31 protein-coding genes are annotated in these 26,235 nt (G+C 63.8%); 7 read left to right on the top strand and 24 right to left on the bottom strand.

The genetic code is table 11. The features are described 5' to 3' along the window. Nucleotides 1-122: 122 nt before the first annotated feature. Nucleotides 123-473 (bottom strand): DUF2958 domain-containing protein, encoded by a 351-nt coding sequence (locus F9Z44_RS21635; protein WP_023103962.1) that lies wholly within the window; start codon nt 471-473, stop codon nt 123-125. Nucleotides 474-713: 240 nt separating this feature from the next. Here F9Z44_RS21635 and F9Z44_RS21630 point away from each other — a divergent pair, with 240 nt between their 5' ends. Beyond that, nucleotides 714-1,019 (top strand): helix-turn-helix domain-containing protein, encoded by a 306-nt coding sequence (locus F9Z44_RS21630; protein ID WP_023125155.1) that lies wholly within the window; start codon nt 714-716, stop codon nt 1,017-1,019. A gap of 63 nt (nt 1,020-1,082) precedes the next feature. On the opposite strand, the gene F9Z44_RS21625 is transcribed toward F9Z44_RS21630, so the two are convergent. From F9Z44_RS21625 to F9Z44_RS21570, 12 genes are all read right to left on the bottom strand, one after another. Next, nucleotides 1,083-1,397, bottom strand: coding sequence for a DUF736 domain-containing protein (locus F9Z44_RS21625; RefSeq protein WP_023103964.1), 315 nt, complete (start codon nt 1,395-1,397; stop codon nt 1,083-1,085). Between the two features lie 1,103 nt (nt 1,398-2,500). After that, on the bottom strand, nt 2,501-2,710 hold the full coding sequence (locus F9Z44_RS21620; RefSeq protein ID WP_023103965.1) for a hypothetical protein: 210 nt from the start codon (nt 2,708-2,710) through the stop codon (nt 2,501-2,503). A 61-nt stretch (nt 2,711-2,771) separates the two neighbouring features. Next, nucleotides 2,772-4,823 (bottom strand): ParB/RepB/Spo0J family partition protein, encoded by a 2,052-nt coding sequence (locus tag F9Z44_RS21615; RefSeq protein ID WP_023103966.1) that lies wholly within the window; start codon nt 4,821-4,823, stop codon nt 2,772-2,774. A gap of 78 nt (nt 4,824-4,901) precedes the next feature. Beyond that, complete coding sequence (locus tag F9Z44_RS21610; protein ID WP_023125153.1) at nt 4,902-5,726, bottom strand: DUF932 domain-containing protein; 825 nt, start codon at nt 5,724-5,726, stop codon at nt 4,902-4,904. A 711-nt stretch (nt 5,727-6,437) separates the two neighbouring features. Next, nucleotides 6,438-6,716 (bottom strand): hypothetical protein, encoded by a 279-nt coding sequence (locus tag F9Z44_RS21605; RefSeq protein WP_023114169.1) that lies wholly within the window; start codon nt 6,714-6,716, stop codon nt 6,438-6,440. Between the two features lie 65 nt (nt 6,717-6,781). Next, a complete protein-coding gene (locus F9Z44_RS21600) occupies nt 6,782-7,132 on the bottom strand; it encodes a DUF2958 domain-containing protein (RefSeq protein ID WP_023114168.1) in 351 nt (116 codons plus the stop codon). Nucleotides 7,133-7,400: 268 nt separating this feature from the next. Continuing rightward, entirely contained in the window at nt 7,401-8,711 is a 1,311-nt protein-coding gene (locus tag F9Z44_RS21595) for an MFS transporter (protein WP_023103967.1), read from the bottom strand. Between the two features lie 9 nt (nt 8,712-8,720). After that, nucleotides 8,721-8,978: a metal-sensing transcriptional repressor gene (locus tag F9Z44_RS21590; RefSeq protein WP_003111693.1), complete on the bottom strand. Its 258-nt coding sequence runs from the start codon at nt 8,976-8,978 to the stop codon at nt 8,721-8,723. A gap of 83 nt (nt 8,979-9,061) precedes the next feature. Beyond that, nucleotides 9,062-9,454 (bottom strand): hypothetical protein, encoded by a 393-nt coding sequence (locus F9Z44_RS21585; RefSeq protein WP_023114166.1) that lies wholly within the window; start codon nt 9,452-9,454, stop codon nt 9,062-9,064. Between the two features lie 352 nt (nt 9,455-9,806). Further along, nucleotides 9,807-10,871, bottom strand: coding sequence for a PDDEXK nuclease domain-containing protein (locus F9Z44_RS21580; protein ID WP_023125152.1), 1,065 nt, complete (start codon nt 10,869-10,871; stop codon nt 9,807-9,809). After that, nucleotides 10,868-12,067 carry a tyrosine-type recombinase/integrase gene (locus F9Z44_RS21575; protein ID WP_023114164.1) on the bottom strand — a complete coding sequence of 400 codons (1,200 nt, stop codon included), beginning with the start codon at nt 12,065-12,067 and terminating at the stop codon, nt 10,868-10,870. The genes F9Z44_RS21580 and F9Z44_RS21575 overlap by 4 nt, the downstream gene beginning before the upstream one ends. 276 nt (nt 12,068-12,343) lie before the next feature. Beyond that, nucleotides 12,344-13,129, bottom strand: a complete 786-nt coding sequence (locus tag F9Z44_RS21570; RefSeq protein ID WP_159609002.1) for a hypothetical protein — start codon at nt 13,127-13,129, stop codon at nt 12,344-12,346. Between the two features lie 286 nt (nt 13,130-13,415). On the opposite strand from F9Z44_RS21570, the gene F9Z44_RS21565 reads away from it, so the two are divergent. Beyond that, nucleotides 13,416-14,093 (top strand): helix-turn-helix transcriptional regulator, encoded by a 678-nt coding sequence (locus F9Z44_RS21565; protein ID WP_159609001.1) that lies wholly within the window; start codon nt 13,416-13,418, stop codon nt 14,091-14,093. Further along, nucleotides 14,090-14,623, top strand: coding sequence for a DUF6036 family nucleotidyltransferase (locus F9Z44_RS21560; RefSeq protein ID WP_159609000.1), 534 nt, complete (start codon nt 14,090-14,092; stop codon nt 14,621-14,623). Before F9Z44_RS21565 ends, F9Z44_RS21560 begins: the two co-directional genes overlap by 4 nt. 42 nt (nt 14,624-14,665) lie before the next feature. Here the strand turns inward: F9Z44_RS21560 and F9Z44_RS21555 are convergent, their stop codons facing one another. The 9 genes from F9Z44_RS21555 to F9Z44_RS22805 form a co-directional block, all read right to left on the bottom strand. Continuing rightward, entirely contained in the window at nt 14,666-14,935 is a 270-nt protein-coding gene (locus F9Z44_RS21555) for a hypothetical protein (protein ID WP_159608999.1), read from the bottom strand. 75 nt (nt 14,936-15,010) lie between these two features. Continuing rightward, nucleotides 15,011-15,226 carry a hypothetical protein gene (locus F9Z44_RS21550; RefSeq protein ID WP_159608998.1) on the bottom strand — a complete coding sequence of 72 codons (216 nt, stop codon included), beginning with the start codon at nt 15,224-15,226 and terminating at the stop codon, nt 15,011-15,013. Between the two features lie 58 nt (nt 15,227-15,284). Further along, a complete protein-coding gene (locus tag F9Z44_RS21545) occupies nt 15,285-15,980 on the bottom strand; it encodes an ERCC4 domain-containing protein (RefSeq protein ID WP_159608997.1) in 696 nt (231 codons plus the stop codon). Nucleotides 15,981-16,034: 54 nt separating this feature from the next. Then, nucleotides 16,035-16,778, bottom strand: coding sequence for a hypothetical protein (locus F9Z44_RS21540; protein ID WP_159608996.1), 744 nt, complete (start codon nt 16,776-16,778; stop codon nt 16,035-16,037). A gap of 223 nt (nt 16,779-17,001) precedes the next feature. Further along, nucleotides 17,002-18,291: a hypothetical protein gene (locus tag F9Z44_RS21535; protein ID WP_159608995.1), complete on the bottom strand. Its 1,290-nt coding sequence runs from the start codon at nt 18,289-18,291 to the stop codon at nt 17,002-17,004. Nucleotides 18,292-18,952: 661 nt separating this feature from the next. Next, the gene (locus F9Z44_RS21530) at nt 18,953-19,180 is read right to left on the bottom strand and encodes a hypothetical protein (protein ID WP_159608994.1); all 228 of its coding nucleotides are present in this window, start codon (nt 19,178-19,180) and stop codon (nt 18,953-18,955) included. Nucleotides 19,181-19,256: 76 nt separating this feature from the next. Next, complete coding sequence (locus tag F9Z44_RS21525; RefSeq protein ID WP_159608993.1) at nt 19,257-20,573, bottom strand: hypothetical protein; 1,317 nt, start codon at nt 20,571-20,573, stop codon at nt 19,257-19,259. 40 nt (nt 20,574-20,613) lie between these two features. Continuing rightward, entirely contained in the window at nt 20,614-21,237 is a 624-nt protein-coding gene (locus F9Z44_RS21520) for a hypothetical protein (protein WP_159608992.1), read from the bottom strand. Further along, the gene (locus tag F9Z44_RS22805; RefSeq protein ID WP_201450093.1) at nt 21,227-21,925 is read right to left on the bottom strand and encodes a hypothetical protein; all 699 of its coding nucleotides are present in this window, start codon (nt 21,923-21,925) and stop codon (nt 21,227-21,229) included. The genes F9Z44_RS21520 and F9Z44_RS22805 overlap by 11 nt, the downstream gene beginning before the upstream one ends. Here F9Z44_RS22805 and F9Z44_RS21510 point away from each other — a divergent pair. The 4 genes from F9Z44_RS21510 to F9Z44_RS21495 all read left to right on the top strand — a co-directional run bounded on the left by F9Z44_RS21510 (nt 21,924) and on the right by F9Z44_RS21495 (nt 24,699). Next, a complete protein-coding gene (locus F9Z44_RS21510) occupies nt 21,924-22,160 on the top strand; it encodes a hypothetical protein (RefSeq protein ID WP_159608991.1) in 237 nt (78 codons plus the stop codon). The genes F9Z44_RS22805 and F9Z44_RS21510 overlap by 2 nt on opposite strands. A gap of 294 nt (nt 22,161-22,454) precedes the next feature. After that, nucleotides 22,455-22,703: a hypothetical protein gene (locus F9Z44_RS21505; RefSeq protein WP_159608990.1), complete on the top strand. Its 249-nt coding sequence runs from the start codon at nt 22,455-22,457 to the stop codon at nt 22,701-22,703. Continuing rightward, entirely contained in the window at nt 22,700-23,599 is a 900-nt protein-coding gene (locus F9Z44_RS21500) for a hypothetical protein (protein WP_159608989.1), read from the top strand. The genes F9Z44_RS21505 and F9Z44_RS21500 overlap by 4 nt, the downstream gene beginning before the upstream one ends. A gap of 65 nt (nt 23,600-23,664) precedes the next feature. Beyond that, a complete protein-coding gene (locus F9Z44_RS21495; RefSeq protein ID WP_159608988.1) occupies nt 23,665-24,699 on the top strand; it encodes a S49 family peptidase in 1,035 nt (344 codons plus the stop codon). A gap of 82 nt (nt 24,700-24,781) precedes the next feature. Here the strand turns inward: F9Z44_RS21495 and F9Z44_RS21490 are convergent, their stop codons facing one another. Continuing rightward, entirely contained in the window at nt 24,782-25,717 is a 936-nt protein-coding gene (locus tag F9Z44_RS21490; protein ID WP_159608987.1) for a hypothetical protein, read from the bottom strand. 155 nt (nt 25,718-25,872) lie between these two features. Then, nucleotides 25,873-26,163, bottom strand: a complete 291-nt coding sequence (locus F9Z44_RS21485) for a hypothetical protein (protein ID WP_159608986.1) — start codon at nt 26,161-26,163, stop codon at nt 25,873-25,875. Nucleotides 26,164-26,235: the final 72 nt, after the last annotated feature.

Genomic DNA, 26,235 nt, shown 5'->3' with positions numbered 1-26,235 from the left:
TGCCGCAGTCCGCGTCAGGCATCATGTCCGTTTGGATCAGACTGGCGCGGCTACGCCGCAAGAATCTCGATTGAGACCTGCCCGGTATGACACCAGACTGAAAAAGTCACAGTAGGCTGTGTTCAGTCCGGGATAGCCCCGTCGCGCTCGGCCAGCCGGGTGTATTCCGACAGCGTGCGCGTGGGCCGGAAGTAGCGGTCGCGCATCACGGGCTGCTGATGCGGCCCGACGATGCCAGCCAGCTCGGACAGCTTGACGGTTCCTTGCGCCGGCATTCCGATTCCCAGGTCGATGAGGCCCCAGGCGGTGTCGCCATCGGCGGGATCGAGTGCGGCCAGCAGCCAGGTCACATGCGCGTCCGGCGTGAACAGCCGCACCACGGGCACCGGGTCGATGGCCTGGCCAGCGGCACGAGCCTCGCCGTTGGCGAGCAGTTGCGCGCGCTCCGGGACGGTGGCGAGTGGCTGGGGCATGGTTGGCAATCCCACAAATCCAATGATGCACGGATGCGGTTTCACGCCCAAGCGCAGAACCGCCAAACCGGATTTACGCCTTCGTGTGCAAGCACGGATGCGCTTGCGTGGCTTTGCTGGAACCAGCAAATGCGGATTTCCGTAAAGGCACGAAAACGTAGAACACCAAATGAACACTATAGATTGTAGCCCTATAGGGCGCAATGGGCTGTCATCTTGGTTTTTCGAGGGAAACCATAGGTGGCGGCTGGGAACTCATTGGCGAAGGCGTTGAAGACAGTCAGGAAGGCGCGTGGCTTGAGCCAGGAAGCCTTCTCTGACGTGTCCAGCCGCACCTATATGAGCACCCTCGAACGCGACCTGAAAAGCCCGACCCTGCATAAGCTGGCCGAGCTGTGCGAGGTGATGGAGATCCACCCGCTCACGCTGCTGACGCTGGCCTACGCGGGCGACAGCACGCACAAGGCCGACGAGCTGCTGGCGCAGGTGCGCCGGGAGCTGGAGGCGGTGCTGAAGGAGCGCGGCGCGGCGAAGCCGCGCGCGTGACGTGGTGATGTGCTGCGAACAGCAGCACAGCGCCCCGCCGCGATGGGCGGGGCGCTGCGGCGGTCACGCCGCCTGGGGCTTGCTGCGCGACCAGATCAGGTCGTGCGTACCGTCCTCGCCTTCGATCAGGCGGGCATAGACCGGAGCCGGGAACGAAGGATCGTCGAGGGTCACGGACTTGTATTCCCGCCCGGCCTCGCTGGTCTTGTTCCACGCCGCGCCGATGTCGTGGCCGGCGGCCTGGAGGCGGAAGTCGGGGGCGTTCTCGCTGCTGCCCTTGTCGTTGGGAACCAGCTTGACCTTGACGTTGAGCGTCAGGGTGCGCAGCGTGCCGGTGAAGCCGTCTTTGTCTGCGGTGAAGGTGCCGATGTTGGCCATGATGATTTCTCCTTTCGGTTGAACAAGGTTCGCGCCCATCGCGTCCTTGTTGTGATCCGGCCGGCGGGGGACGGGCTGGCTGCACCGCTTGCGGTCGAAACGCAGTGGAGAGCCGGGAGGCGAAAAGAATTTGCTGCGCGAGGAAGCCGCGCAGCGGCGGGGAAATTGTTTTCGCCGGACGGTTGCAGCCATGAAGCCCGAGGCGCAGCCGCGCCCCCGCCAGGATTCACAACGAGACAAGGACGCCTTGGGCCGAACCGCTCCGAAAGGAGATGGGGCCGACTCGGCATCCCCGCCCGAAGGCTTCTCCGGCTCGCCCGCTGACGCGGGCCAGGTCAACCCCGCAACGACAGGCGAGAACGCCCCCGCCATACCTTGCGGCGCCGGTCTTGAGGCGTGGCGTGGAAGCTCCATAGCGATACCGGGCGGGTTGTCCGTGAACCGTCCTTCGTGACGTGATGGGCAGGAACCGCCAGCGTTGAGGACGGCACGCACCTGCACAACCTGCCGCAGCAAGCGCCAGCGTGTTCGCCAGCGTCCCGTCCATCGCGGCGGGACGTTGGGCGGGCCGATCCGGCGCAGCCGGTTCGGCAGCATCGAGGGGCGCCAAGCATCGCGCGGCGGGGATAGCTCGCAGGGCTTTCCCCTGGAGGCAAGCGAAGCGCGCAGCGCCGCAGGCGCGAAGGCGTGAGGGATTGAAGCCGAATGGCCGTGACGGCAAAGACGGCACGGGGCGTAGCCCGAAAGCCCGGCGGCGCTATGCGCCGACACGCCCAGGCCGTTCCAGATTTCTAAGCAGGAAACGCGGACATGCCTCTGATGAAATGGGCGCGGCCCTACGCTGCGAGGTATGCACGCGGCAAGCCGAAAACCGCTGGTGATTCCCGCGCACGGCGGGCGCTACGGCTTGCAGGCCCATACGGGCCTGCCATTACCGGGCGGGAAGCCCGGTCACGTCAACGCCGCCGTCTGAGCTGCCGCGAGGGCGGCGGCGTGCCGATTCGGCTGGTGGCCTTGAACACCGGGCGCGGCCACTGCCGCGCCCGGATTTTTGCGTCCACCGTGCCCAGGACGGAACGGCCTGGGCGCGGTGCTGATCGCGGTTATTCCTTCGTCTCGATGAGCCACCACACGGCACGCGGCAAGGCGCGGCCCGTGATGGGGTGAATGTCGGTGAGGTCGGCGCAGGCCGTCCAGCCCGAGGGCGGGCGGTAGCCGCGCACGTCGCCATCGCCGTTCCAACGGCGGGCGCGTACCGTGCCAGCGGCGTAGATCGCCGCCATGCGCGGGCGGCTAATGGTGGTGCGGGTCATGGGGCTTCTCCTTCCAGCGAAGCGCCCCGGTCGAGGCCGGGGCGCTTGCCTTCGGCGCGGGTCAAGCGGCCAGCGCCTCGGCGGGTTCATCCGCTATTGCCTCGGCATCCTCCGGGGCGTTCTGCTCCGGGCCTGCCTCTTGCGCGGCGTCCTGCGGGCCTGCGGCCTCGAAGATGGCGGGCATCCAGCCCGTGCCATCGGCCAGCCGCTCGGCTTCGCTGGCAATGTCGGCCTTCTTCAACTTCGCCAGCCGGTTGGCCTGCTCGGGTGCGTACTCGCCCACGGCATCCAGAATCACGGCCTTGGAAACGTGCTTGAAGTAGCCTTCTGCGGTCGGCTTCCACCATGCGGCCATGTCGAGGCCCACGGCCTGCGCCAGTTCCTCGCCGGGTTGCTGCACCGTGGCGCGGGGCGTCACCACGTCCACCGTGGAAGCCACGCACACGGCCAGCAGCCGCACCAGTTCATCTTGCGACTTCGCCAGCAGCGCGGCGAACAGTTCGGCGCTGTCCTCCGGCAAGGCTTCACCTGCCACCTGTTGCAGTTCGCGCAGCGCCACGGCAGCGGGCGATTCCGGCCAGTCCGGGGCCATGCCTTCCAGCCGGTCTTGCACCGTGAGGCGCACGCCGAGCGGCAGGCCATCGCCGTAGGCGTCGGGCTGCAAGACAGTCTGCACCATGCCATGCACCAGCGCGGCCAGCGCGACGTGCGGATGCCGCGCGACTTCGATTTGCAGCGCCGCCGTGCGGTGGGCACTCAACCGCTGCGCCAGCCGATCGGACAGGCTCGCGGCCTTGGGTGCGTCGTCGGCGTCCTCGTGCTCGTCGTTGGCGGCTTCGCCTTCGGTGTTGCCGAAACCGCGCCGCAGCTTTTCCAGCGTGCGCAGCGCCTTGGCCTCGGCTTCGCGCAGCAGGCCGCGATGAATAACGGCCTCGCCGTTGCGGTCGATGGTGACGATGGCACCGGCCACCTCGCGCACCTCGGGAGCGTAACCTTGCAAGGCGTCCTCCGCGTCTTGTAGTTCGCCGACCACCTGATCGCGCCGCTGTTCCAGTTTCTCGGCCTTGGCCTCGTCCTCGGCGTCGCAGGCTTCTTCCAGCTCGGCGTCGATCTTTTCGAGGCGGCTTTCCAGCGAGGCGATGCGGCGGGCCTCGCGGCTGGTCGGCTCACGGCGGTGGCGCGGGGCGTTCTGGAACGCCTGCCGTTCCTCGTAGGCCAGATGCGGCACGGCCTCCACCCATGCCCAACCCTCGGCGCGCACGTCCTCGGCCAGCGTTGCCAGCTTGTCGCGCACCAGCGTTTCCAGCACTGCGGTATCGGTCAGGTAGGTTCCGGCATCGCCTTCCGCGAACAGGTCGCGGCGGATGCCGCCGCCTGCCTGCCGGTAGGTGTTCAGTCCGACGAAGCGCACCAGCGCGTGCGCGGCGTCGATTTCGCGCTCGGTCAGGCGCTCGCGCAGCTTGGACGGGCTGCGCTGCCATTCCGGCGCACCATAGAACGCGGCTTCCTGCGCGGCGTGGTCGTCGGTGATGGTCAGGGCCATCAACTGTTCCAGCGTCACGCCACTGGCGCGATAGTCGGCCATGAGGCGCGGCGAGACATTCGCCAGCTTCAAGCGGCGCTGCACCACCAGCGGGGACACGCCGAAGTCGGCAGCAATGTCCTCGATGGGGCGTCCTTCCTTGACCAGCGCGGCGAAGGCCGCGAACTGGTCGGCGGGGTGCATGTTCTCGCGCTGCACGTTCTCCGCAAGGCTGACGGTGCGGGCGGAAGCGTCGGCCACCAGCAGGCACGGCACTTCGTAGTCGGCGGGAATGCGCTTCTTCTTCGCCAGCAGCTTCAAGGCGGTCAGGCGGCGATCGCCGGCCACCACCTCGTAAGTCTCGCCATCGGCGGAAAGGATGACGATGAGGTTTTGCAGCAAGCCGATGCGGGCAATGCTCGCGGCCAGTTCGGGGATGGACAGGCGCGGCATCTTGCGGGCGTTGCGCTTGGAGCGGCGCGGCAGCAACTGCGAGAGCGGAACCAGAATCAGGTTCTTGGACGGGTCGGCCATTTCCAGCGGGGCGGCGGCTTCGATGGCGACGGCTTCGGTTTTGAGTACGGCGTTCATGGTGATGACTCCTTGCGGTTGGGATGCAGCAGCGAGAGAAGCGGCAAGGGCTGCTGCCTGCCCCTGCCGCGTGGGGATTCAGGCTTTCAACTGGCGCAGGCCATCGGCCAGCAGCCACAGGGCGCGATTGAGGCGCACGCTTTGGTCGATGCCCTGCACGGGCCGGGTGGTCTGGCGGCGGCCATTCGCGGCGCGGGCGGACAGGCCGCCTTTGGTCAAGTTCTCCTGCGTGCGGTTGAACACGCTCCACAGGTCGCGGCGGTCGTCGTCGTGGCGGCGCGGCATCAGGATTTGCGATTCCGTGATGGGCGCGGGCTTGTCCTCGTCGTACTTCAATGCCAGCGCAGCGCGGGCGAACACTTCCGATTCCCCGGCGTCGAGCGTGATGGCGCGCATGGCATCGCGGGATTCCTGCGCCCGGTCGAAGCCGTGCAGGACTTCGTAAGCGCCTTCGATGACGTGCCCCGCTACGTCGCCCTTGTGGGGAACGCGCACGTTGGCCACGGTGTCGCCGCAGACAAGGCCATTGCTGCAAACGAAGCGGAACATCCCGGCCAGCATCTGATAGCTGCTAGTGCCGTCATGGGAGTTCAGCAGGATGATTTCGTTGGCCTCGCGGCCGTTGATCTGGCTGGCGTGGCGCAGCCGGATCATGTGCTTCGTGTAGTCGCGGCGGTCGTCGTGGCGCACGCGGGTTTGCGTCACCATGAAAGGCTCGAAGCCTTCCCCGCGCAGTTCTTGCAGCACGGTCGCGGTGGGGATGTAGCTGTACCGCTGCGAGCGGCTTTCGTGCGGGGCGTCCGCGAAGATGGACGGGGCCACGGCCCGGATTTGGTCATCGGACAAGGGACGTTCCGAACGCAGCACCGGGGAACGGGAAGCGAAGCGGGATGCGAGTTGCATGGCATTTCTCCTGACAAAGAAAAAAGGGTTTGCTGTTCACCGCACACCGGATTCCTAGATTCGGAAGCCCAGCCTTTCGGCTGTTCGGTGCGGTCGGCACGAGGAACCCGGTTGGCCCTGTTGCCACCGTCTTTCCTGAGTTCATCGCCCGCGACGGTCAGGAGCGCGCGAACGGGTGCCGTCAAGGAGGCAAGCGCAGGGTTGGTGCGGCCCGCAGGCGCAGCCGAGGACACGGCCCTGCGCGCCTTGACGGCACACGGGCGCGGGCTACAGTCGCGGTGAAGGTGATGAAGTCAGGGGAGACGGCTGGACATGGCAACGGCCCCTCAACACGCCGACCGCACGGCAAGCGAAGCGCGCAGGCCCGGATCTAGGAATCCGGGCCGGAGGCGTCAGCCGAGCGGAGCGAGGGAACGATGGAAGCCCATCAGGGGCGAGACGCCGCAGGCGGCTCGATGCGCAACGCGCACGACAGCGCGACCGGCCACGTTTCTTGGCCGGGGACGCACAGCCTTCAAGGCTCGATGCACAAGCTCATGCGCCAGTCATCGGGAAACAGGTTCGACAGCGACTGCCGTGGTCTGGCCGATCCGGCGCAGCCGGTTCGGCGGTCTTTGAGGGGCGCCAAGCATCGCGCGGCGGGGATAGCCCGCAGGGCTTTCCCCTGGAGGCAAGCGCAGCGCGCAACGCCCCGTCAGGGGCACTTAGGCATCACGCCGAGTCGTCAGGACGCAGGCTGGATTCCGCAACCGGCATCCAAGGCGAAGTCGAGTTCAGGTAGTAGCGCCTGCCACGCGCATACAGCCCCGAAGGCTCGGTAGGCTGGTAGAACCCGGTGACGCGGCGCCGGAACTGCGCGCCAAACTCGTTGGTGTAGATCACCGCGTCGCCGATCTTGAAGCGCAAGGGCTGACCGTTCTCCGGCGCGAACGGCTTGAGCGCATCGTGTTGCGCCGTGATTTCGATGATGTAGTCGTGATGGCTGCTCATGGCATTGATCTCCTGCGAAGGTTGGGAAAGCGCAAGGAGCGCCTTGCGGCGCTCCAAGGGCTGGTTCAGACGACGACACGCCCGACCAACCGGGCATCGCGCGCGTAGGCGCTCAACCGCTTCTCGGCGCGGAAAGACAGGTCGCGCTCGATCGGCAGGCCCAGCCTGCCGCGCACGGTCGCCAGCTCGCCCAGGCTGACCCAGCCGATTTCCGGCATCCCCAGGCCCAGGTCGCAAAGACCAAAGGCGTGGTCGTGGTCATCGGGATCAATCTCGGTCAGCAGCCAGGTCGCGCCGGCATCCGGCGTGAACAGCTTGACGACGGGTGCCGGATCGAAGTCCGGGTTCTCCAAGGATTCGCGGCCGTTGGCCAGCAGCACGATGCGCTGCTCGTCAGTGATGAGTGCGTTGTTCATGGTGAACTCCTGAAAGGTTGCCGGGCGGAATTGCCCGACCCTTCCGGGGCACGGCGCAGCGCAAGCAGTCAGGGGTCAACGACGGCCGCCAGAACGCAAGCGCCATCGGCGCGCAGCCCTTGACGGCGAGAACGCCGTGGCACGATGAAGGGGACAGCAAGACCGCCTCCCTCGCACCTCCACGCACGCGGTTTTTGGCAAGCGAAGCGCGCAGGCCCGAATAGCAATCCGGGCCGGAGGCATCAGCGATGTGAAAGGCGGGCAGTTCTTAAATGCGCGCCCAGTCCCGGTGCAGATCGTCAACGATCATGGGATGACGGTGCCCGCCTCGGTCTGCATGTTCGCGCAAGTGAGGATGATCTGGCGGTAGATCAGGGTGATCGTGGGCGATGTCGGAAGAATCACTAGCGGGCCAGAGCCACAGCGCCAGTCCCACTCCGACAAGACCAATCAGCGACATGATGATGAAGGTCGATTGCAGCCCAAAGGCAGCGCCGAAGCGACCGGCCAAGGGATAGCAAATGAGCCAACACGCATGGGAGAGGGCGAATTGCGCGGCAAAGACCGCGGGGCGATCCTCGGGGTGAGCGGAGCGGCGCAACAGCCGGCCGGAAGGTGTTTGCGCCACGCTGTAGCCGAAGCCGACCACCAACCAGATCACCACCAGAACGGCATATGTCGGAATCATTGCCCCGGCTGCCGTTCCCACAACCAGCATCGTCGCTCCCGCAATCATGACAGGCCGATCAGCAATCTTGTCGAGCAGGCGAGGCAGCGCGAAGGCCGCAACCATCGACCCGCCTCCGAAGGCCGCCAGCGCCCACGCTACCTCGGATTCGCCCAGGCCGAAGCGTGCCTTCACGATGACCACCGTGTTCACGATCACCATTGACCCCGCTGCTGCCACCGCGAGGCTGATCGCCAGCAGACCCCGAAGGCGCGGCGTGGCGAGGTAAATGCGCGTGCCCCGCGTAGTGCGATCCCATATGCCACGACGCGGGCCGGGAACGGTTGTGGGAAGCCTCACGCTGACCACAAGCGCGGCTGACACGAGGAAGCCGAGAACCGTTCCGGCAAACAGGTTGTGGAAGCTGATGACCGTCAGTAGCGCGGCGGCCAGCATCGGGGAAATCAGGCTTTCCAAATCGTAGGCCAGCCGGGAAAGCGACAGTGCTTTCGTGTACTCGTCTTCGTCGGGAAGGATGTCCGGGATAGTGGCTTGAAAGGTCGGCGTGAAGCCTGCGGACGCCGCCTGCAAGACGAAGATCAGCAGATAGATTTGCCAGATTTCGCTGACAAAGGGCAGGCAGAGCGCAACGGATGCTCGTACTAGGTCAAGGGCAACGAGCAACGACCGTCGCGGCAGCCGGTCGGCGAACGCCTGCGCGACCGGGGCGACTCCGACATAGGCCAGCATCTTGATTGCGAGTGCCGTCCCGAGTACCGCGCCGGCATTCGCCCCGGCCAGATCGTAGGCAAGCAGGCCAAGGGCCACCGTCATCAGGCCGGTGCCGACAAGCGCAATCACCTGAGCGGCGAACAGGTGACGATAGGTACGGTTCTTCAGGACGGAGAGCATCGGCGGGCCTCAGAGCAGTTTGGTCAGTGCCTTCATTTCGGTCAAAACGGAGTCTTCGTCATGGGCCAGGCAATGGTCGATGTGGTCGTGGATCAGGACGCGCTTTGCGGCCGTCACCGCGCTTTCCACCGCCGCGAGCTGGCGGGCGATGTCGAGACAGGATTCGCCACTTTCGATCATCCCTATGACGTGCCGAAGATGACCATCGGCGCGTTTCAGCCGCTTCACGAGATCGGGATGGGTTGAGTGCTTGTGTGTCGCGTTCATGTGGCAATTGTATCCCCCCTGGGGGGATATGAAAATGTGCGCCGCCCGCGAAGGAGCGACGCACCGAAGGCCGCACGACGCAATCAGCCCGCCGCCGGCGCTGTCATCGACTGCAACTGCTCGATCACGCCAGGCTCAACGAACACGCAAGCCTGCTCGTCCGCGATCGGCACGTTGAACACCTGCGCGAACACCGTGCGCCGCAGATGGGCCAGCCGGCCGGTCCGGTATGCCTGCTCGGGCTTCATGCGCCCGCCAGCCTGCGACCCGCTGCGCTGCGGATCGCATTCGACCAGCGCGACAAAGCCATCGTCGGCCAGCTTCTGATGCTCGGGGCACAGGCCCCAGCCGGTCGCCGTGTGGCGCTCCATGCTCGCGCGCAGGCGCTTGTCCAGCAGGATCGCGCCGGTGTCGAACGCCGTGCCGCAGACCAGGCAAACGTGCTGTTCGAGGGAAACGTGTGATTTGTCGTTCATGACAGTTCTCCTGTTGCAAGGGCGGAATTGCCCGGAACCGTCGCCCTCACGGCGCAGCGCAGCAGTCAGGGGTCGCAGACGGCCGCCAGGACGCAAGCGCGCAAGGCGCGCGCAGCCCTTGCACGGCGAGAACGCCGTGATACGGTGAAGGGACACAGCAAGACCGCCCCCTCACACCACCCCACGCACGCGGGTTTTTGGCAAGCGAAGCGCGCAGGCGCGGATCAGCGAGCCGGGCCGGAGGCGTCAGTGATGGAAGCCCGACAGGGGCGAGACTCGCGCAGCGAGGCTCGATGCGCAGCACGACAGCGCGACGGCGGCACGCCGGGACGCCCGACTGCTTGAGACAGGACTACTCGTTGTCGGTCTTGCGCTGCTCGATCTGCAACCGCGCCCGTTGCGTTGCTTGTTGCAGCCGCTCCACCAGCACGCCCCTCGGCGGCAAGGCGGTCAGGTACTCGGCGACGTGGATGCCCGACTTGTCCAACTCCAGCAATTCGATCTGCTCGCGCTTCTTGCCGGTGCAAAGGATGATCCCCAGCGGCGAGGCTTCCTCCGGCTCCCGTTCGTGCTTGTCCAGCCAGCGAAGATAAAGCTCCATCTGTCCCTTGAAAGCTGCCTTGAACTCGCCGACCTTCAACTCCACTGCCACCAGCCGCCGCAGCTTGCGGTTGTAAAACAGCAGGTCGAGGTGGAAATCCTCGCCGTCGATCTGGATGCGCTTCTGCCGGGCCACGAAGCTGAAACCCGCGCCCAGCTCCAACAAGAACGACTCCATTTCGCGGATGATCGCCGCCTCCAAGTCGCCTTCTTGCCAAGTGTCCCGCAGCCCCAGGAAGTCGAGGATGTAGGGGTCGCGCATGACCAGGGCGGGCGACATTCGCTGCGCATCGCGCATCTTCGCCAACTCCTGTGCGATCGTCTCGCCCGGCTTTTGAGACAGCGCCGTGCGCTCGTACAACATCGAGTCGATGCGCTCGCGCAGCGTCCGCACGCTCCAGCGTTCGGTGCTCGCCATCTGTGCGTAGTAGTCCCGCTGGAGCGGGTCTTTCAGCGGGATCAGGGCGATGAAGTGCGTCCAGCTCAATTCTCGTATCAGTGATACGAGAATCTGCTCGTCGGGGAAGGTGGCCGCGAACTGCACCATGCGGCGCAGGTTCTGCTCGGCAAAGCTGCCGCCGTACTCCTTCACCAACTGCGCCGCCAGGGTGGGCAGGACTTCCTTGCCATAAGCGCCCCGGCGCCCGTCCAAGACCTGCGTGCGGATGCGCTGGCCGATGCGCCAATAGAGCATCGTCAGCTCGCTATTCACCGTCGAGGCGGCGCGCTTGCGCGCCGCCTCGATCAGTGCCCGAATGTCGCCCAGCAGCGCCGAAGGCGCTGTGGACGATGCTGCGGATGACCGGCGCGTGTTCATGCCGCCGCCTCCGCAAGCTGGCGTGCGCCCGTGATGGCCTGGCGCCGGCTGGCCACCAGTTCGGCCGCATCGCGCACCGGCTTGTCCTCGGTGTGGACGTAGTGCATGAACATCGCTACGGTCTTGTGGCCCGTCAGCTTCATGCCCACTTTGGTCGGCACGCCCGAATTGGCAATGTCGGTCGTCGAGCGATGGCGGATGCCGTGCGTGCCGACGTGCGGGACGCCGGCGGCCTTGAGCACCCGGCACCAGCCGCCATAGTGCTCGCCAAAGGTCAGGTGCTTGGCCGGGTCGTTCGGCGATGGCAGGACGTAGGGGCAGCCCTCCCGGCGCGGCGCCGTCGAAAGCAGCCGATAGGCTTCCTCGCTCATGGGCTTGGAAATGCCGCCGACCTTGCTGTCGGGCCACACCACGCGCCGGTTCTCGAAGTCCAGCCAGCTCCATTCGAGCGGGCAGATTTCGGAGCGCCGGGCGGCGAACTCGAATTGCAGCCGGATCGCCAGCGGGATGACGTAGTTCTCCAGCCCCTCCGCCTCCAGCTTCTCCAACTGGCGGAAGATCCGCACCATTTCCTCGTCCACGATGAGCCGGGTTTCCTTGCCCGGCGGGTACATGGGGACGTGGCGGCACGGGTTCGTGCCGTCCGGGCGGTAGCCCCACACTTCGGCCAGGTTGAACATCTTGCGCAGCACGCCGAAGGTCTTGTTCGCCTCGGTCGGCTTGTAGGCCAGTTTCTCCATCAGCCCGGCAATGTCGGGCCGCTTCACGTCATGCACCTTCTTGCGGCCCAGCAGCGGGATGATGTTGCGGTCTATGACGCCCTGATAGCCGTCCTGCGTGCTGGGCTTGTTGCGCTTCTTGGAGTAGTCCTCCATGAACTTCTTGCACAACTCGGCCATCGTGGGCGCCTTGCGCGCCTCGGCCTTGGCGCCGCCGGGGTCGCCGCCCCGGCGAACCTCGGCCAGCCAGTCCTGTGCCTTGACTCGTGCCTGTTCGACGGTCAGCTCCCCGTACAGCCCCAGCGAGGGCTTGCGGGGCTGGCCGGAGTTCGTGCGGTACTGGAGCATGAACACCCGGCGGCCGGTCGGGGTAATCTTGCACAGGAAGCCGGGCACCACGGTATCCCGCAGTTCAACATCCTTGGCCTGGGGTTGGGCCGACTCCACGGCGGTCTTGGTGAGCTTGATCTTTGCCATGATGACTCCTCGGAACAACCCGGATTCCAGGAGCCAGATAGGAGCGGCGCGAGGGAAAACCGGGTCAAGTTTCAGAAAGCACCGGCATATGATGGACGCGCGTAAGTTATTGATAAACCTGCTGTATCTAGCTACGGCGCAGTCCAGCGAACTACCGGGCTGGAGTCATCGTGAAACAAAAAAAGGCCCTTATGCAGTTCTCAAACTGCATAAGGGCCTTTTTCATGTCCACACAGGGTGCACCAGTGGAGAGTGCACCCTGCTTTGTTGTGAGCCTCAGGCGACCTGCAGCTCTTCGTTGTGCTCGCGCACCGTCTTGTAGGCGTTGACCAAGCGGTAGCCCTTCAGGAAGGCCACGTGGCTTTCAGCTTCTTCACGCGTTTTTGCCGTGGCCACGATGCCTTCGCCGACACGCTGGACCACGAACCGATAACCGTCCGGGCAATCGCGCTCTTCAACGTGCAGCTCGGGCATGACGTAGTTCTTGTGGCGGTACACCTCGTAGCCGCTGGTCACGTTGATGATGCGCACAATGGAACGGGTCATGATCGAGCCGCCAAAGCCGCTTGAGACGATGTTGCGTTCTTCGTCGAGCAAAGGCTCCAGCACCAGAGGCACTTTCATCATGCCGCTGCTGCGACCGATGAAGCCGATCACATCGTTTTGCTCGGCCCAGTCGCGGCCAGTTTCTGGATCGCCGTAGAACAGGCGAAGCACAGTGCCTTGGGCGTGGTAGTCGGTATAGCTGGCCCGCGCGGCTTCGAGAACCGAGCGCACTTTCGGGGCTGTGCCATCGGGGTACCAGGTCATTTTGGAAACCGGGCTTTTGCCGTACTGGCCCACGAGTGACAGGTACTGCTGGTAGCAGTCGATGGTGCCGCGCTTGGTCTCGCTCGGGCCCTGCACTCTGAGGGCACGTGCGATCTGGGTGGCCGTCTCGAAGCAGTGGTCAAAGCCCATGCAGGTGACGCCATCACCGTGGTTGATGACGAACAGGCGCTGTTTGGGGTTGATGCTCACGCCGGGGGGGACGGGGCTGATGTCAAGTTGGGAAGTGGTCATGTTCTCTCTCCAAAGGAGGGTGAGGAACGCCCACATCCCGAACCGGGAGTGAGGACGTCCCGGTGGGGTGAATGTCGGCAGGGGCCGACGCAAAGGTCATGGTGACCAGAGTGCCCCTGAAGAGTAGAAGCGCCGGACAATGCCGTCAAACCGATCCGGCCAGTCCCCTTCGCGGGCGGGTTTTCCTCATCGACACAGCATTTCGACGCTTCAGCGGTGTACAGGCCCCTGGCAAATTGGTCGCTATCTTGACCACGCGTTCTTTATTGGTCACTATAATGACCAAATGACCAACGCCCCTATGTCCGCTGTGCTCGAGCGACAGCTGCTGCTTCAGCTGGGTGACCGGCTTCGGCAGCTGCGCAAGTCACAGGGGATCGGCACGATCGATATGGCGGCGCGGGTAGGCATTGCGCGCAATACGCTCAGAGCCATCGAAAACGGCGATCCAGCGCCCTCCATGGGCTCCTACCTCCGAGTCATGTCGGCTCTGGGGGTGGTTGGAGAACTTGCACTTCTGGCTGGCGACAGCATGATCCCAGCGCCGCAAGGAACGGCAGGCGCAAGGTCCCGGCGCGAGAAGCCAAGCATTCAGGTGACTGTCACGGCGGACACCTCTCGCCATGAGATTCAGGATTTGCAGAGCTTGGCCCTTCACCAGGCGGCCGTTGATCTTGTCAAAGTGGATCCAGCGCAGCTGGCAAGGGCACAGGCAACCCTCGCGCGATGGCTGGGGTCTGGGCCTTCTCGATCAACCAGTCTTTGGACCGAATGGGAGGAAGTCCTCAGCAAACGGCAGTGGCGCAAGATCCTTGGCCGCAGCCGGCGCGCGCAGGAGCTTCGCCAGAGTTCACCGTTGGTCACCCTCTTGCCGGAGGACACACGCAAGAGCGTCCTTGCACAGATCGGGGCGCTCAAAAAGGGCGTGGTGATCAGAGATGCAGTGGAAGAGGACGTGCGATGAACCGTGAAGACCTGGAGCACATCATTCGGGCCAGCAGCGACGTGACGAATGAGTACGAGTTCATCATCATTGGAAGCCAGTCGATCCTGGGCCCGATCCCCTACCCCGAAGATGTGTTCAAGGCGTCGGCCGAGGCCGACATCTATCCGTACCAGGCGCCGCAGAAGGCCGACGAGATTGACGGTGCCATTGGTGAGGGATCACAGTTTCACGAGACCAACGGCTACTACGCGCAAGGCGTAGCACCAGAGACAGCGGTCCTTCCGCGGGACTGGATCACGCGGGTTCACCGCGTCCAAAACAGCAACACAAACGACCGCGTCGGGTACTGCCTGGACGTCGTCGATCTGTTCCTGTCGAAGGCTGTGGCGGGGCGCGACAAGGACCGCGAGTTCTGTACCGCACTCATCGAGTTCGGGCACGTGGATCCAAAGAGAGCCATCGACATGGTTGCGCAGATGCCGATAGATCAAGAAGCGCAGCGACGTCTGCGTGCAACCATTCGTAGGTGGGCTGGCAGTGCGATCTGAGTAGATTGCCCACCCACGGTTGCTCGGCCACGGCGGGGGCTCCTAGCCGCGTGCGCGTGGCTTCAGTGTCTTGGGCGCCGTTTTACGGGCTGTGGCCACCCTGCCTTGGGCATCGAGCGTGAACTGCACGCCATGAGGTTGCCCGTCCTGCGGCAACTGCCCGGCGGCCTGGTCGGCTTCGGCCATGGTTTCGTACAGGCGGATCGGCGCTCCATCGAAGAGCTTGCCGTCGGTCAACCACCGCCCTGACTCCAGCTGGTACTCCATCGAGCCTCCACCGTAGAACCTTGCGACACCCCAGTTCTTCGCCATCGAATGCTCCCTTTGCTTGGATCCTTGAAACGCGCGGGTCCGCGCAGCAGCGCGTACTTTCCTTCCGTGGCCACCCTACCCGTTTGAACTCTCAGAAAACGCCGGCGTGTTGATTTTGATGAGGCTGGCCACCAGCAAGATGAAGCCCCCCATCATGCATACGAGCCCCAGAGCAGCACCGGCGATCACATTCACCAGCGTACTGGCCGTGGCAGACCACGCCACCAGACCGATGACCTCAAGCCCAAGGAAGGCGGCCAGCACAGCCGCGCGTTTCGTTGTGATGTTCATGTTTTGGTCTTTCCGGCTCAAAGAGTGGGCGGCAGGTCACGTGAAAGCGCAGGGCTGGCTACAGCGTTCCGATTTTTGTAGAGCGAAAGCTGGTCGGCTTCTGGTCGAGCGATGCGACGATCGCAGCGGCCGTCTTGGGCCCGATCCCCTTGCACAGCACGAGCTCAGCGGCGGACGCGGTAAACACCGCGCGGGCGCTTCCAAAGTGAGCGATGAGTTTTCTGGCCACCTCGGGCCCCACGCCTGGAAGTCCACAAACGAGGTATTGGGCCAGTGCTCCGTCGGGGTTGTCCCTGGGCTTGGCCACACGCGTTGCGACCTCGTAGCCCAGTCCGTTGACCTGGTGGTGGTGCAGACGCGCCAGCAGGCGGGCGGTGCCCATCTGGTTGGGTGCGGTGAAGACCGAGAGCCCCCAAAAGACCGAGAGCGCGGAGAGCGCGCCAGGCAGCGAGTCGGGGTGCATGTCGTTGGGCAAATCCTGGATATTTCCTTCGATCAGCAACGCCGGTCGCTCGGAGGCCAGAGCGATGGCTTCGGCCTGGGCGAAGAGGCGCGCGTCCAGGATGGAGTTGGCCAAGTCGGCAATGCTCTTGCGCTCGATCAAGAAGGCCCCCACGCGGTAGTCTCCCGCAGGCATCTCCTGCATGACGAAGTCCACACCGAGGTCGCGCAGGTGCGTCGGGATGCGGCTGTTGGTCTCGCGCGAATCGACGACGATGGTTGGTGCGTGCTCCGGGACGGAGGGAAGGTTCATGTGGCCGTCTGCGTGGACGAAGAAATGGGATATGGAGTCACGTGGGGCAATGGTCTACAAGACCCGGTGCTTTCTCTTGTCGTCTGCCTCAGTGAGCCGGCGAGCGAATTCGTCCATGCCCATGGGAAGTGTCTCCCCACCCTCGGTGTAATCCTCCAGCACTTCAGCGATAGAGTGCTCATTCACATTGAGGGCAAGCGACAGCGCGCGCAGGGCGGCCCCAAAGCCAGCAGCGGCCACGCCGCCGATCACCGCCCCTATGGCAGACGATTCTTGAGCTTCCTCGGCTCCCTTCCAATCCATCACCCGGTTGAACATGTGCAGCCCATCCCTGCTGGCAGGCGGGTAGCTGGTGTAGTTGGCGCGCTCAAAGTGCGCGTGCACCTCGTTCTCCAGATACACGTCTTCAGGGTTGTCGTTCCACTTCTGCAACTCGGCTTCAAACTCGGTCAGATCCGCAGGCGCGCCGGCGGCGGAATGTGCAGACGACGTGGGAGGGGTCGGTTTGGGTTCTGTGTTCATGCCCATCACGATACAGCCTCTGCGTGCCTTTGCAACTTGATCGACATGGCCCGCATTCCCTTGGATGCCGACTAAACCCTCTACGAGGCGAACTACGTCGGGAGTTCGAGCAAAAACGCCCCGGCGACCCTTGACCCTGAACATCTCAAGATTCAACCTTCCATGGCTGCGCGCGGCCCGCAGTCCTTCTGGCGTGCGAAATCGCAGCACCTGCTGTACGTCTCGCGAGGCCATCAGTGGGCCAAACGATTGTTGGAATTCTTCGAGCGTGTTCATGCAGGGTACCTCTCTTGATCCGAAAAAAGCCCCAACCCTATTGCTCAACATGCCTGCCGGAGCAGGAACCCCAAAGAAATAGTGTGCGAGTTATGGCCCCGAAACTCGCACACCCCTGGACTCGCTTGCTTCGCGGGGCCATGAAAGCAGAAAAGCCCTCCGCTTGTGGCGAAGGGCTGGTCTGTGTTTCTAGGCGTCCCGGTGAAGGCGCACGCTTGTCTCGTCAGGCTTCCTCGGGCTGCAGCTCCAGCTCGGTCTCGTAGACCGTGCCATCGTGCAGCGCGATCTTGACCAGGTAGCCGCGATCGGTGAGCTTGGCCAGCGCCTGGTTGAGCTCAAACGCCAAGGGGTTCAGGCGGTCGATCTCCACCGTCCCCTCCGGCAGCACGCTGTAGGCATCTTTGGTCAGCGCCAGCACCGCAGGGTGCTCAATGCTCAGGGCCGCAAACAGCGGGGCGTTCCAGTTGCCGTCTGCGTCTTTCACCGGCTTTCCGGTGTCGAAACGCATGGTGCGAGCCTCTCCCTTCATGAGGTAGAGCGACTCGAAGAAAGCTGTGGTGCCGTCCTCGCCGTAGCCCATGGCGCTGGGCATGCGAGAGTTGCCGTGGAACGTGGCCATGCCCTTGAGTTCGGCCATGAACTGTTCCCGGTTGTCGCATTTGACATGACTCACATCCTGCTCGCAGTAGGTGATGGTCTGCATCAGGTCTTCGTTGAAAAACGTGCCGTAGTACCACGCATCTTGCGGCGTGCTGTAGCGCTTCCAGCCCGCGTTTGCGCGCAGGATGGGGTTGAGCGATGCTGTCGAACCGTTCTCGATGAACGACCGTTCGATCACTGCGCCGCTGGCCGTGCGCTCGGGTGGCGCCACCTTGCGGTGTTGCTCGAGCATGGCGATCGTGGCGCGCATGCGCTCGATCTGCACGGGGTTGAAGGCCAGTTGTTGCCCAGACCACCAGTACATGGTGCCCAGGGTTTCGGAGATGGCCTTTTCCGTCTCGGTCACATTGAGTTTGTCGATGTGACGCAGGCGTGCGTGGTAGCTGATGCTGTCGGCATAGACGCCTGACAGTTCGCGCGGCACGCCATCGGTGTTGACCTCGTAGGCGGCGCAGAACAGGTGCCCCAGTGGTGCGCCGTGGATCACGGCAACCGTCTCGTCGCGCCCAAAGAGCAGGAACCCGCTCTCGCGGGCGAACTGCAGGCGCTGTGCCATTGCTTGGCTGCTGAGAGGCGTGTAGTTGCGCACCTCCTGAAAGTACAGGGGCAACTGCACGAGTTCCATCACCTCGGTACCGACATGGCCCGCCAGGTGGGGCGAGCGGATCAGAACCAGTGTGGCGTTCTCGGGGCCGTTGATGCCGGCGAAATCCGGCTGAGCGTCGAACTTGCTGTGCAGGAGGTCCTGCAGGTTGCGCATGTTCTGGGCGTTGAAGGCCGGGTCTTCTTGAACCTGGACCATCTGGTGCAGGCGTGACTCGAAGTAGGCGGGGATGAAGGCTCTGGTTGTCATGGGTATTGCCTTTAAAAGGACAAAGCCCGGACAAGCCTTCCCCCTGATCGGGAAAATGCTTGCCCGGGCTCAGGGGTGGTGTTGAATGCTATGCACGCCCAGACCGTGAGGTCTGAACGGGCATGCCGGATTCGCGGTGGTGCGAAATCAGGTTGTGATTCTCAGGGTGGACGCGGAGGTGGGCAAGCGAATCGGGCCACTGTTAGCGCGGGGTCCGAACCTCGCATCCACACCAGTTCGTGATGGCTTTGGTTCAACAACCAGAGTCAAACCCGCGGGCCTTAGATGGCAGATCGCCTTTCCTGGCTGCCATCAATGCGATGACAACGGGCTCCACCCCGAGCACTTCGTCAAATGGGCGATGTCACCGCAGGAAAACTGATGAGATCGAGTGGAACCGTGATGTCATGATGCTGCTTCATGAGATCAACAAAGCTTCGCCAGTCTTCAGGGCACGCGGGCTCGTGGGTGCAACTCAGGCACTGCTCCTCTCCCGACATTTGTGCTGTCATCGTGCGATGCACATCGACCCCGAATCTCTTGGAGAACCGACCCACCGTGCTCCCGTCTAGCGCGTGGATCCAGACGGTCCCACCGTCCTCAGACACCTGGATCTGATCTTCTGCCTCAACCTCCAACAAGGCGGTCGATGTGCTGGTAATCACTTTTCAAGCGATGGGCTGGGAGACTCGCGCGTGACCCACATTGCCACGCTCGAAACTACGCCAGTGATGACCGGCGAAATCACTATGAGCATCGCCCACCAGGGCCAATTGAAAAACGGCTCCGAGATCCAACTCGTATCGAAATCCGTCAAGTACCAGCGCTGGAAGAAAACAAGGACGCAGGCGGATAGAGCAACTGTAATGGCGATGCGAAGGTAGTTCATGGGACTCGTTTGCAAGAGATTCTGATTGAAGAGATGCTATCCGATTGATGCCGAAAGTCAGCAACCTGGACGCGGCTCAGAAGGGCGACTCGACGATCTCTTCATCGCCGCGCACCCGGACCCACGCGCTGTCTGGTTCACCATCGTCATCGGAAGCACCACGACCTTCTGTTGACGTGTTTTCTGCGGTTGGCTGATCGCCAGTGTCGGTTGGCTTGTCCGCGTCTTCAATCGCCACCATGTTGTCCGCCGTTTCTGTGCCAGTGGCCACCGATGGCGTGACGCTTTGCGGCTCACCCGCCTGCTCCTGGGCGCCCTCGCCCTCACCCTCAGTTCCTCTTCGTTGCCCAGCTGGGGTTTGTGCCCCCTTGGCCGTGGCATCTTCCTTGTCTTTCGCGCGCTGCAGGGCACGCTGGCGCTTGTCCTCGATCTGTGCGATCAGGTCTTCGAGCTTCTTGCGCAGGCCGCCTTCCAACGAGGCGAACGCCGGGTCGGCCTTGATTTCCTGCGCCACGCCATACAGCGCGGTGCCCGAGCGCTCGATGATCTTCTCGCCGGGGTCCTGCATGAACTTGGAGGTCACGCGGGTCTTGCCCCGGGCCTCCGCCGCCTGCAGCCCTTCGGTGATCTTCTCGGCTGCCTTCTCGCCGTGCTTGGCCATGGCCTGCAGCGCGGCGGTCGCGGAGATCTTGTTGTCCTGGACCAGCTCGCGCACCTGCACCGGGGCCTCGATCAGCGCCAGGAGGTCGCGCACGTAGGTGGTGGTGAAGCCGCAGCGCGCCGAAATGCGTTTCTCGTCCCAACCGTAGAGCTTCAGGCGCTTGACCAGCGCCGCCTTCTCCAGTGCCTCAAGAGGCTTGCTCGTGGCGCTGCGCACCACCACCACCGAGAGTTCTGCGATGTCGTGCTGCTGTGTGTTGACCACGACCGGCAGCCGGTCAAGGTCGGCGCCCTCGGCCACGGCCTTGTCGAACCCTTGAAGGCGGCAGTGCCCATCGGAGATGTAGATGATCGATTCGTCGCCCTCGCGGGCCACGTAGCCCGAGAGTGGGTGTTCGAGCTTGAAGCCCTCGCTGAGCATGCTGTCGGCAAGGCTTGCGATGTGGGCTTGCAGTGCTGCGTTCTGAATGCGCACATTGAATCCCTCGATCACGCGGATGTGACGGCGCGGCACCATCCACAGTGGGCTGGGGGTCGCGCCGGAGTCGGCCATAGCTTTTTCAATGGAGCCCGCAACCAGCGTCACGCCGGGCATCTGCGACAAGGCCAGTGCCTGCTTTTGTTCCTCGCTCATGCCCTCGGTGGGGTCAGTTGCTGCAGGCGCGGCGCTCAGTTCGGTTTCGCCGACGGTGTTGGTTGTGGTGGTGGCGGTGTTGGTTTTCTTGTTGGTCATTGTGGTGGTCTCAGGGTGGTTCGGGGCTGGCTTGGGCTGCTCAGGCGTGGGACGGCGAGTTTCCGGCGCATGTGGCGCCATAGGGGGCCACGTGGGGCCGCGGGCAAGCGCGCGCGATCATCGAGCGCACAAGGGGCAGCAGTTCGTCGCGCGCTGCGTCCTGCACGTCGCGTTTGCGCTTGATCCAGCCCCAGGTAAGGCTGGCAGCGCAGGTGAGTCCCATGCAGATGGCCAATGGAAGTGCGGCGGGCGGATGCAGGGCGGCTGCCAGCCCAGTCAGCATGACGCCCAGCAAGCCGGTCAAGAGGCCAGCGCCCGTGTACCCGATGGCCACGCGGCTGTGCTCGACCGTTGCGCCATGCTGCAGTGTTGCGATGGCGCTTTCTCGGTCAAAGCCCACCAGTCCGTTGCTCGCGTTCACCGCGCACAGGACCAACGTGGAGCCGTCTCGGTGCAGGCTGTAGATGAGACTCAGAAAATCCCCCATCTTCGGCTGTGTTCCCAGGGCATCGGTCTGCAGGTGCACGCGCGGGCCGTAGCCCCGATCGATCACGACACCGTTGGACTCGTTGAAGCTGTAGACGTCACCTGCGATCAAGTGCAGTTCGACCACCGCGCCGTAGCTGGTGGTGATGGTTTTGACCTGGGTGTGCTCAGAAGCCATCGAATTCCTCCATCGCCTCGAACGCGGCGGCCGGCATGGTCTTGAAGGTGATCGTGTAGCTCGCCGCCTCGTCATACTCCAGCCCCGCGCGCGTCATCCAGTTCGCGGGAATGGTGAGCGTCATGCCTTGGGACTCGACGCGAGCGACTTGCACCGTCAGGGGCTCCATGGGGCCGGGCGATGCGACATCGGCGGGCTGGGGCTTTTCCGCGCGCGGCGCTGGCTTGTCCGCAACGGAGGCCTGAGGGGTCACCGGAGAGATGGGTTTGCGCAGCGACCACAGGAACATGCAAAGGTTGGCCACGTCCAGCGGGTCGCCGCGCTCGATCAGATCGCGAAGCATCCTGCTGAGGTCTTCCCCCGAGCACTCGCGCCAGCCGCTGCGGCCCTTGGCACGGGTGGCTTGAAGCTTCACGGCCATGGCGTGGGCGAAACTGCGCACCGCGGCGTCGTCGTTCATCGCTTCGAGGTCATCGGGGCCGGACGCCGTGCTGACCCGCAGGTTGGTGTCTTGCCCCGGTTTGAGTTCGTCATCCAGACTGCCGAGGTCGACGGCACCCTCTTCCGGGTAGTCCGTGCACCAGGCGCGCAGCCCGCCCTCGTGGTCGGCCAGGGTCACATGGGCCTCCTCGCCGCCAAAGAAGTCCACAAGCTCCTGGGCTTGCCGGTGGTTCATGGTGATGGTCATGTTTTCAATCGATGGGTTTTCAGGACACGCGGTTGGCGCTTTGCAGCGTTCCGCCCAATACAAGCTACCGAACAAGCGCGGACATTCAAGCCCCCAAAAGCAACTTTTCTCGACTCAAGCGATGGGTTCGGCCCACATTGCGTTTCTCAAAACAAGTCGCTCCGCGGGCCGCTTTGTTGCTGTCTGTATTGGATTTCAGGGTGTCGGTTTTTGTCTGGCCATCTGGGTCGGTTGATGCAGCCATTCGCCCTACACCCCGCATCAAAAGTTGGTTTTTTGTGCAGCCGCTGGGCACAGCCGGTTACGCCGTCGCGCGTGCAGTGCGACAAATCTCACGCGTGCCATCGCCCTGCGGCCCCTGATGACCCTTGGTGCGGGCCGATCGCGCTCACTCGGGCTGGTTTTGGGCGCTATCGACAGGTTTTGCCCCTGTTGGCCGAGGCGCATCGCTGCATGCGCCCTCGAAAATTCCTTTGCTGCTTCATTCGCTGCTGCGAACGCGCACGCGTACATCAATCTGGAGGTTTTCTTGGACCAGCATCAACGACCGCTATTTCTGCAGATCGACTCGCAAAAGGAACGCCTGCGCATTGAAGATGGCCAGGGCCGTACTGACTCACGGGTAGGAGCTACCAGCTGCTGCGTTGTGGATGGCGCGCTGAATATCTCCACATACGGAAGCCTGAACGAGGTGATTGCCGCCGGTGCCTGGAGGCGCTACTGGAAGGAGACGATCACCACCCACATTTGCCCATCCTCCACCGGAGGTGCGCAGTGAAAGCCCCGTTCTCCACCCTCTCCCCTGCGATGCGCAACGGGATGTACGCCGGGGCCGGCGTGTTTTTGCTGTGCATGACGGCCTTGACGCTGCCTCAGCAGGACTTCTTCTACCTGCTCGGTCACCTGTCCTTCGCCATCACCTTTCTGGCCTATGCCCAAAGCAACCTGATTCGCCTTCGTCTGATCGCTGTGGCCAGCTTGGTCGTGGGCCTGGTCTACAACACCTATGTGCACATGAACATGGCCGAGGGTCAGAACCTCTGGCCGGTGCTGCTCTGGATGGGCGTTTTCCTGGTTCAGAACGTGATCAACAGCGTGCGCGAGGTCAACCGCTCGTTGGAAATCACGATCCCGGCCCATGAACGACTCATCCAGGCCAGCGCCTTCCCGCGCATGCATTCCCGGGATTGGGCGGCTTTGAGCGAATCTGCCACCAAGAAGACCTTCCCCAAAGGCCACGTGCTGTTGGCCACCGGCGCAGCCACCGACAGTCTGCAAATGCTGGTGTTCGGTACCGCGCGCGAGCAGCGCAAGGACCAGTTGCCTCTGCGGCGGCGCATGGGCGCGCTGTGGGGCGAACTCACCTGGGTGCTGGGTGAAGAGATGTTCAACGCCTCGCCGTGTGATGTGGTGGTCACTGCAGACGTTGCCGAGGTCTGGGAGTGGCCATACACGACTCTCGATGCGCTGTGCAAAGGCAACGACCGGCTGGCCATTGCCCTGAAGGACGGCTTCGTGCGCTCCGCAAGTTTCAAGCACGGTCTGCTCGCTGATCGATGCGATGACCGCGCTCCCCTTGTCGAGGCAGCGAGGGCAGCGCAGACCCACGAGCCTTCAACGCGCGCGAGCGGGTTTCCCGACACCAATGTCCCGCTTGCGCAGTCGATTGTTTGAAGCGGCCCTTTGACGGCCCGCATGCATCCGATGAACCCTGAAACCACAGCATCCAAGAGCACCCTATGAGCACCACCGACATCCAACCACCAGACAGCGAAACGCTCACCCGCACCGGCGCCCACAACCATCAGGAGAAGGACTCCACCGCTGTGTTGCACAACATCCTTGGCCTACTGGTCGACGACAGCCGCCGCCGCGAAAAGTCCTTGCGCCGCGACGTGTGGTTTCGTCGCGTGTCCATTGGTCTCCTGGTGGGCGCAAGCTTGGTGGGCTACTACAGCTTCTTCAAGGGTCTGGTGGGTCCAGGTGCTGGCAAGACCGACGGCCCCACCATGGCTGTTGTCGACGTGCGCGGCGCGATCATGCCGGACAGCGCGCTCGCATCTGGCGAGGTTGTTGGAGCGGCCATTACCAAGGCGGCCAAGGATCCCAACGTGAAGCGCATCGTGCTGTATGTTGAGTCGCCGGGCGGTGCGCCGGTCGAGGCCGAGCGCATCATGCAGGCGGTGGACAACGCCCGCGCCACCTACAAGAAGCCCATCACGGCCGTGATCGGCAACCTCGGTGCCTCAGCTGGCTACATGGTCGCGCTGTCGGCCGATGAGATCGTGAGCGGGCGCTACTCGTTGGTGGGCTCCATCGGTGCGGTCATCCAGTCCTGGCAGTTGACTGGTCTGCTGGACAAGCTGGACGTGCGCGCCAAGAGCTTTGCATCTGGCGAGCTCAAGACCCTGCTGAACCCCTACGAGCCCCCCAGCGCCAAAGCTGCTGCCAAAGCGCAAGAACTGGTCGACACGCTGGGCGGTCAGTTCGCGCAACTGGTCAAGGACCGCCGCGGCGACAAACTCAAGCGTGACATCGGCACCTACACCAGCGGAGAGGTCTGGAACGGGGAGCAGGCGCTGGCACTGGGGCTGGTCGACGCCACCGGCACGCTGGAGAGCGTTGCTGCCGCTCACCCCGATCTGAAGGTGGTGGACTTCAGCCCCCGCGAGCGCAAGGGCCTGGTGGGGCAGCTGACTGGTGCTGTGTCCTCGGGCATCGCACAAGGCCTCTCCGGCGTGGTGCAGAACCACTCTGCCCTCAGCGTTCAATAGTTCGAGGCAACGTAGGGGCTCCCGGGCGCCGCGTGAAGAAGAAAGGCCCGCAAATGCGGGCCTTTTTGCTGGGGGCCTGTGGTCAGGGCTTGTCCGGGAAGCATTGAAGCGGGTATTCGAAATCCGCATCGAGCACGCGAGCGCACATGCGCGGGAGCATCCGGCCGATGAAGTCGTTCGTGAACCACTCGTGGAACAGGTCCATGTGCTTCATCTCCGCTTGAGACTCCACCTGCAGCACCAGGGTGCGGGACTCAAAGGGTGTGAGGTTCACGCCCAGGCTCTGCCCAAGGCGCTTTTCGAATGGCGCGACCGAGAGAGGATGCACGTAGGTTTTCCAGTCGTTGTAGATGCGCGTGCGCACGCTGGGGCTGTCGGCCTGAGACAGGGCGCTGCACAAGACGACTTTGTGGTTGGGGCTGTCGAGGATGTAGCCCCACTCGCACTCGTAGAAGCCCACCTCCGACTCGCTGGCCATGTCGTGGAGATCCTGCACCAGTTGTGCGTCGCCACTGCCCCGGAACATGGCCAACACCCCCTGCAGTTCCTGCCGCGCGCCGTTGGGGTTCTTTCGCAAAAGGTGATGCGTCTGCCGTTCGGTCGTGGTGATTCGCGCATTCCCCAGGCCACCCGGGTCGGGGTTGTGGGCCACACATGCGGCAAGCATCTGATCGCGCCAGCCCCTGTCGGTGACCATGTTGCTGAATGCCCAGCGATCCTCAGGCGTGGCCATGCTCAGCAGGGCATCCTCGAATCGGTCGTTGCTCCTGAGTGCACCGAACATGCGCAGCTGCATCACGTCCACGTAGGTGCGCTGCAGGTACTCACGGATTTCCCAGTACTGCTTGCAGCCCAGCGGAGCCCGCTCATAGGTCTGCTGCCACCAGGCGTTGGTCTGCTCGCTCGTGGCGCCCTCGGGCGGAAGGCCGTAGCCTTGAAACAGCACATCCTGCAGGCGACGCATGTCATGTAACAACATGCCTTGCGAAAGGGTCTGACCGAAAGCTGGCTTGTTCATGGGATGTGGCTTCTCTTCTTGTGGTCTTGTGCGAATCATCGGTCAACTCCTGAGGGATGACCATTGTTCGTTCAGCGAGGGGGTTTTGTCGCGTGATCGGGGTCAGTTGTGCTGTGCGGCACAGGCCTCTCCTGTTGTTGCCACCTCCCGCGCCGTCAGTCCCACGCGAGGTGCTTGCCGATGCGACCGAACGCGCTGCGCAAGCGTTGGCGGATGGACTTGAATCGGTTGCGTCGGATGGCCAGGCGCCTCAGCTCGTGGACGGCCTTGGTGGTGCGATCCAGTATGTCGGGCAGCTTGGCCGGGTCGAGGGCGTTTTCTGCCACGGCCGTGTTGACCACGGCGCCCAGGTAGCGCAGGTTGGCGGCCAGTTTGCGGGGCAGTGGTGGGCGCACGCTGTCGACCTTGGAGTGCATGCCGCGTCCGCGCGCTTGGAAGTCTTGCACCAGGATGTGCTCGATGCGCAATGTCAGCCGCGCAGCTGCACCCAATGTGGCTCGCCCCCCTGTGCGCCCGGG

The organism is Hydrogenophaga sp. PBL-H3, from assembly GCF_010104355.1.
GTDB lineage: Bacteria > Pseudomonadota > Gammaproteobacteria > Burkholderiales > Burkholderiaceae_C > Hydrogenophaga.
Note: the sequence above shows the minus strand (reverse complement) of the source record. Positions and strands in the feature narration are given on the sequence as shown.

Bases quoted from the DNA above. Each gene is read 5' to 3' on its own strand.
- F9Z44_RS21565 (WP_159609001.1), top strand. From the start codon at position 13,416: ATGACCAACGCCCCTATGTCCGCTGTGCTCGAGCGACAGCTGCTGCTT.
- F9Z44_RS21635 (WP_023103962.1), bottom strand. From the start codon at position 473: ATGCCCCAGCCACTCGCCACCGTCCCGGAGCGCGCGCAACTGCTCGCC.
- F9Z44_RS21525 (WP_159608993.1), bottom strand. From the start codon at position 20,573: ATGACCAACAAGAAAACCAACACCGCCACCACCACAACCAACACCGTC.
- F9Z44_RS21555 (WP_159608999.1), bottom strand. From the start codon at position 14,935: ATGGCGAAGAACTGGGGTGTCGCAAGGTTCTACGGTGGAGGCTCGATG.
- F9Z44_RS21590 (WP_003111693.1), bottom strand. From the start codon at position 8,978: ATGAACGCGACACACAAGCACTCAACCCATCCCGATCTCGTGAAGCGG.
- F9Z44_RS21490 (WP_159608987.1), bottom strand. From the start codon at position 25,717: ATGAACAAGCCAGCTTTCGGTCAGACCCTTTCGCAAGGCATGTTGTTA.
- F9Z44_RS21545 (WP_159608997.1), bottom strand. From the start codon at position 15,980: ATGAACCTTCCCTCCGTCCCGGAGCACGCACCAACCATCGTCGTCGAT.
- F9Z44_RS21615 (WP_023103966.1), bottom strand. From the start codon at position 4,823: ATGAACGCCGTACTCAAAACCGAAGCCGTCGCCATCGAAGCCGCCGCC.
- F9Z44_RS21550 (WP_159608998.1), bottom strand. From the start codon at position 15,226: ATGAACATCACAACGAAACGCGCGGCTGTGCTGGCCGCCTTCCTTGGG.
- F9Z44_RS21530 (WP_159608994.1), bottom strand. From the start codon at position 19,180: ATGAACTACCTTCGCATCGCCATTACAGTTGCTCTATCCGCCTGCGTC.
- F9Z44_RS21580 (WP_023125152.1), bottom strand. From the start codon at position 10,871: ATGAACACGCGCCGGTCATCCGCAGCATCGTCCACAGCGCCTTCGGCG.
- F9Z44_RS21520 (WP_159608992.1), bottom strand. From the start codon at position 21,237: ATGGCTTCTGAGCACACCCAGGTCAAAACCATCACCACCAGCTACGGC.
- F9Z44_RS21600 (WP_023114168.1), bottom strand. From the start codon at position 7,132: ATGAACAACGCACTCATCACTGACGAGCAGCGCATCGTGCTGCTGGCC.
- F9Z44_RS21570 (WP_159609002.1), bottom strand. From the start codon at position 13,129: ATGACCACTTCCCAACTTGACATCAGCCCCGTCCCCCCCGGCGTGAGC.
- F9Z44_RS21620 (WP_023103965.1), bottom strand. From the start codon at position 2,710: ATGACCCGCACCACCATTAGCCGCCCGCGCATGGCGGCGATCTACGCC.
- F9Z44_RS21535 (WP_159608995.1), bottom strand. From the start codon at position 18,291: ATGACAACCAGAGCCTTCATCCCCGCCTACTTCGAGTCACGCCTGCAC.
- F9Z44_RS21560 (WP_159609000.1), top strand. From the start codon at position 14,090: ATGAACCGTGAAGACCTGGAGCACATCATTCGGGCCAGCAGCGACGTG.
- F9Z44_RS21625 (WP_023103964.1), bottom strand. From the start codon at position 1,397: ATGGCCAACATCGGCACCTTCACCGCAGACAAAGACGGCTTCACCGGC.
- F9Z44_RS21585 (WP_023114166.1), bottom strand. From the start codon at position 9,454: ATGAACGACAAATCACACGTTTCCCTCGAACAGCACGTTTGCCTGGTC.
- F9Z44_RS22805 (WP_201450093.1), bottom strand. From the start codon at position 21,925: ATGACCATCACCATGAACCACCGGCAAGCCCAGGAGCTTGTGGACTTC.
- F9Z44_RS21510 (WP_159608991.1), top strand. From the start codon at position 21,924: ATGTTTTCAATCGATGGGTTTTCAGGACACGCGGTTGGCGCTTTGCAG.
- F9Z44_RS21540 (WP_159608996.1), bottom strand. From the start codon at position 16,778: ATGAACACGCTCGAAGAATTCCAACAATCGTTTGGCCCACTGATGGCC.
- F9Z44_RS21575 (WP_023114164.1), bottom strand. From the start codon at position 12,067: ATGGCAAAGATCAAGCTCACCAAGACCGCCGTGGAGTCGGCCCAACCC.
- F9Z44_RS21610 (WP_023125153.1), bottom strand. From the start codon at position 5,726: ATGCAACTCGCATCCCGCTTCGCTTCCCGTTCCCCGGTGCTGCGTTCG.
- F9Z44_RS21595 (WP_023103967.1), bottom strand. From the start codon at position 8,711: ATGCTCTCCGTCCTGAAGAACCGTACCTATCGTCACCTGTTCGCCGCT.
- F9Z44_RS21605 (WP_023114169.1), bottom strand. From the start codon at position 6,716: ATGAGCAGCCATCACGACTACATCATCGAAATCACGGCGCAACACGAT.
- F9Z44_RS21495 (WP_159608988.1), top strand. From the start codon at position 23,665: ATGAGCACCACCGACATCCAACCACCAGACAGCGAAACGCTCACCCGC.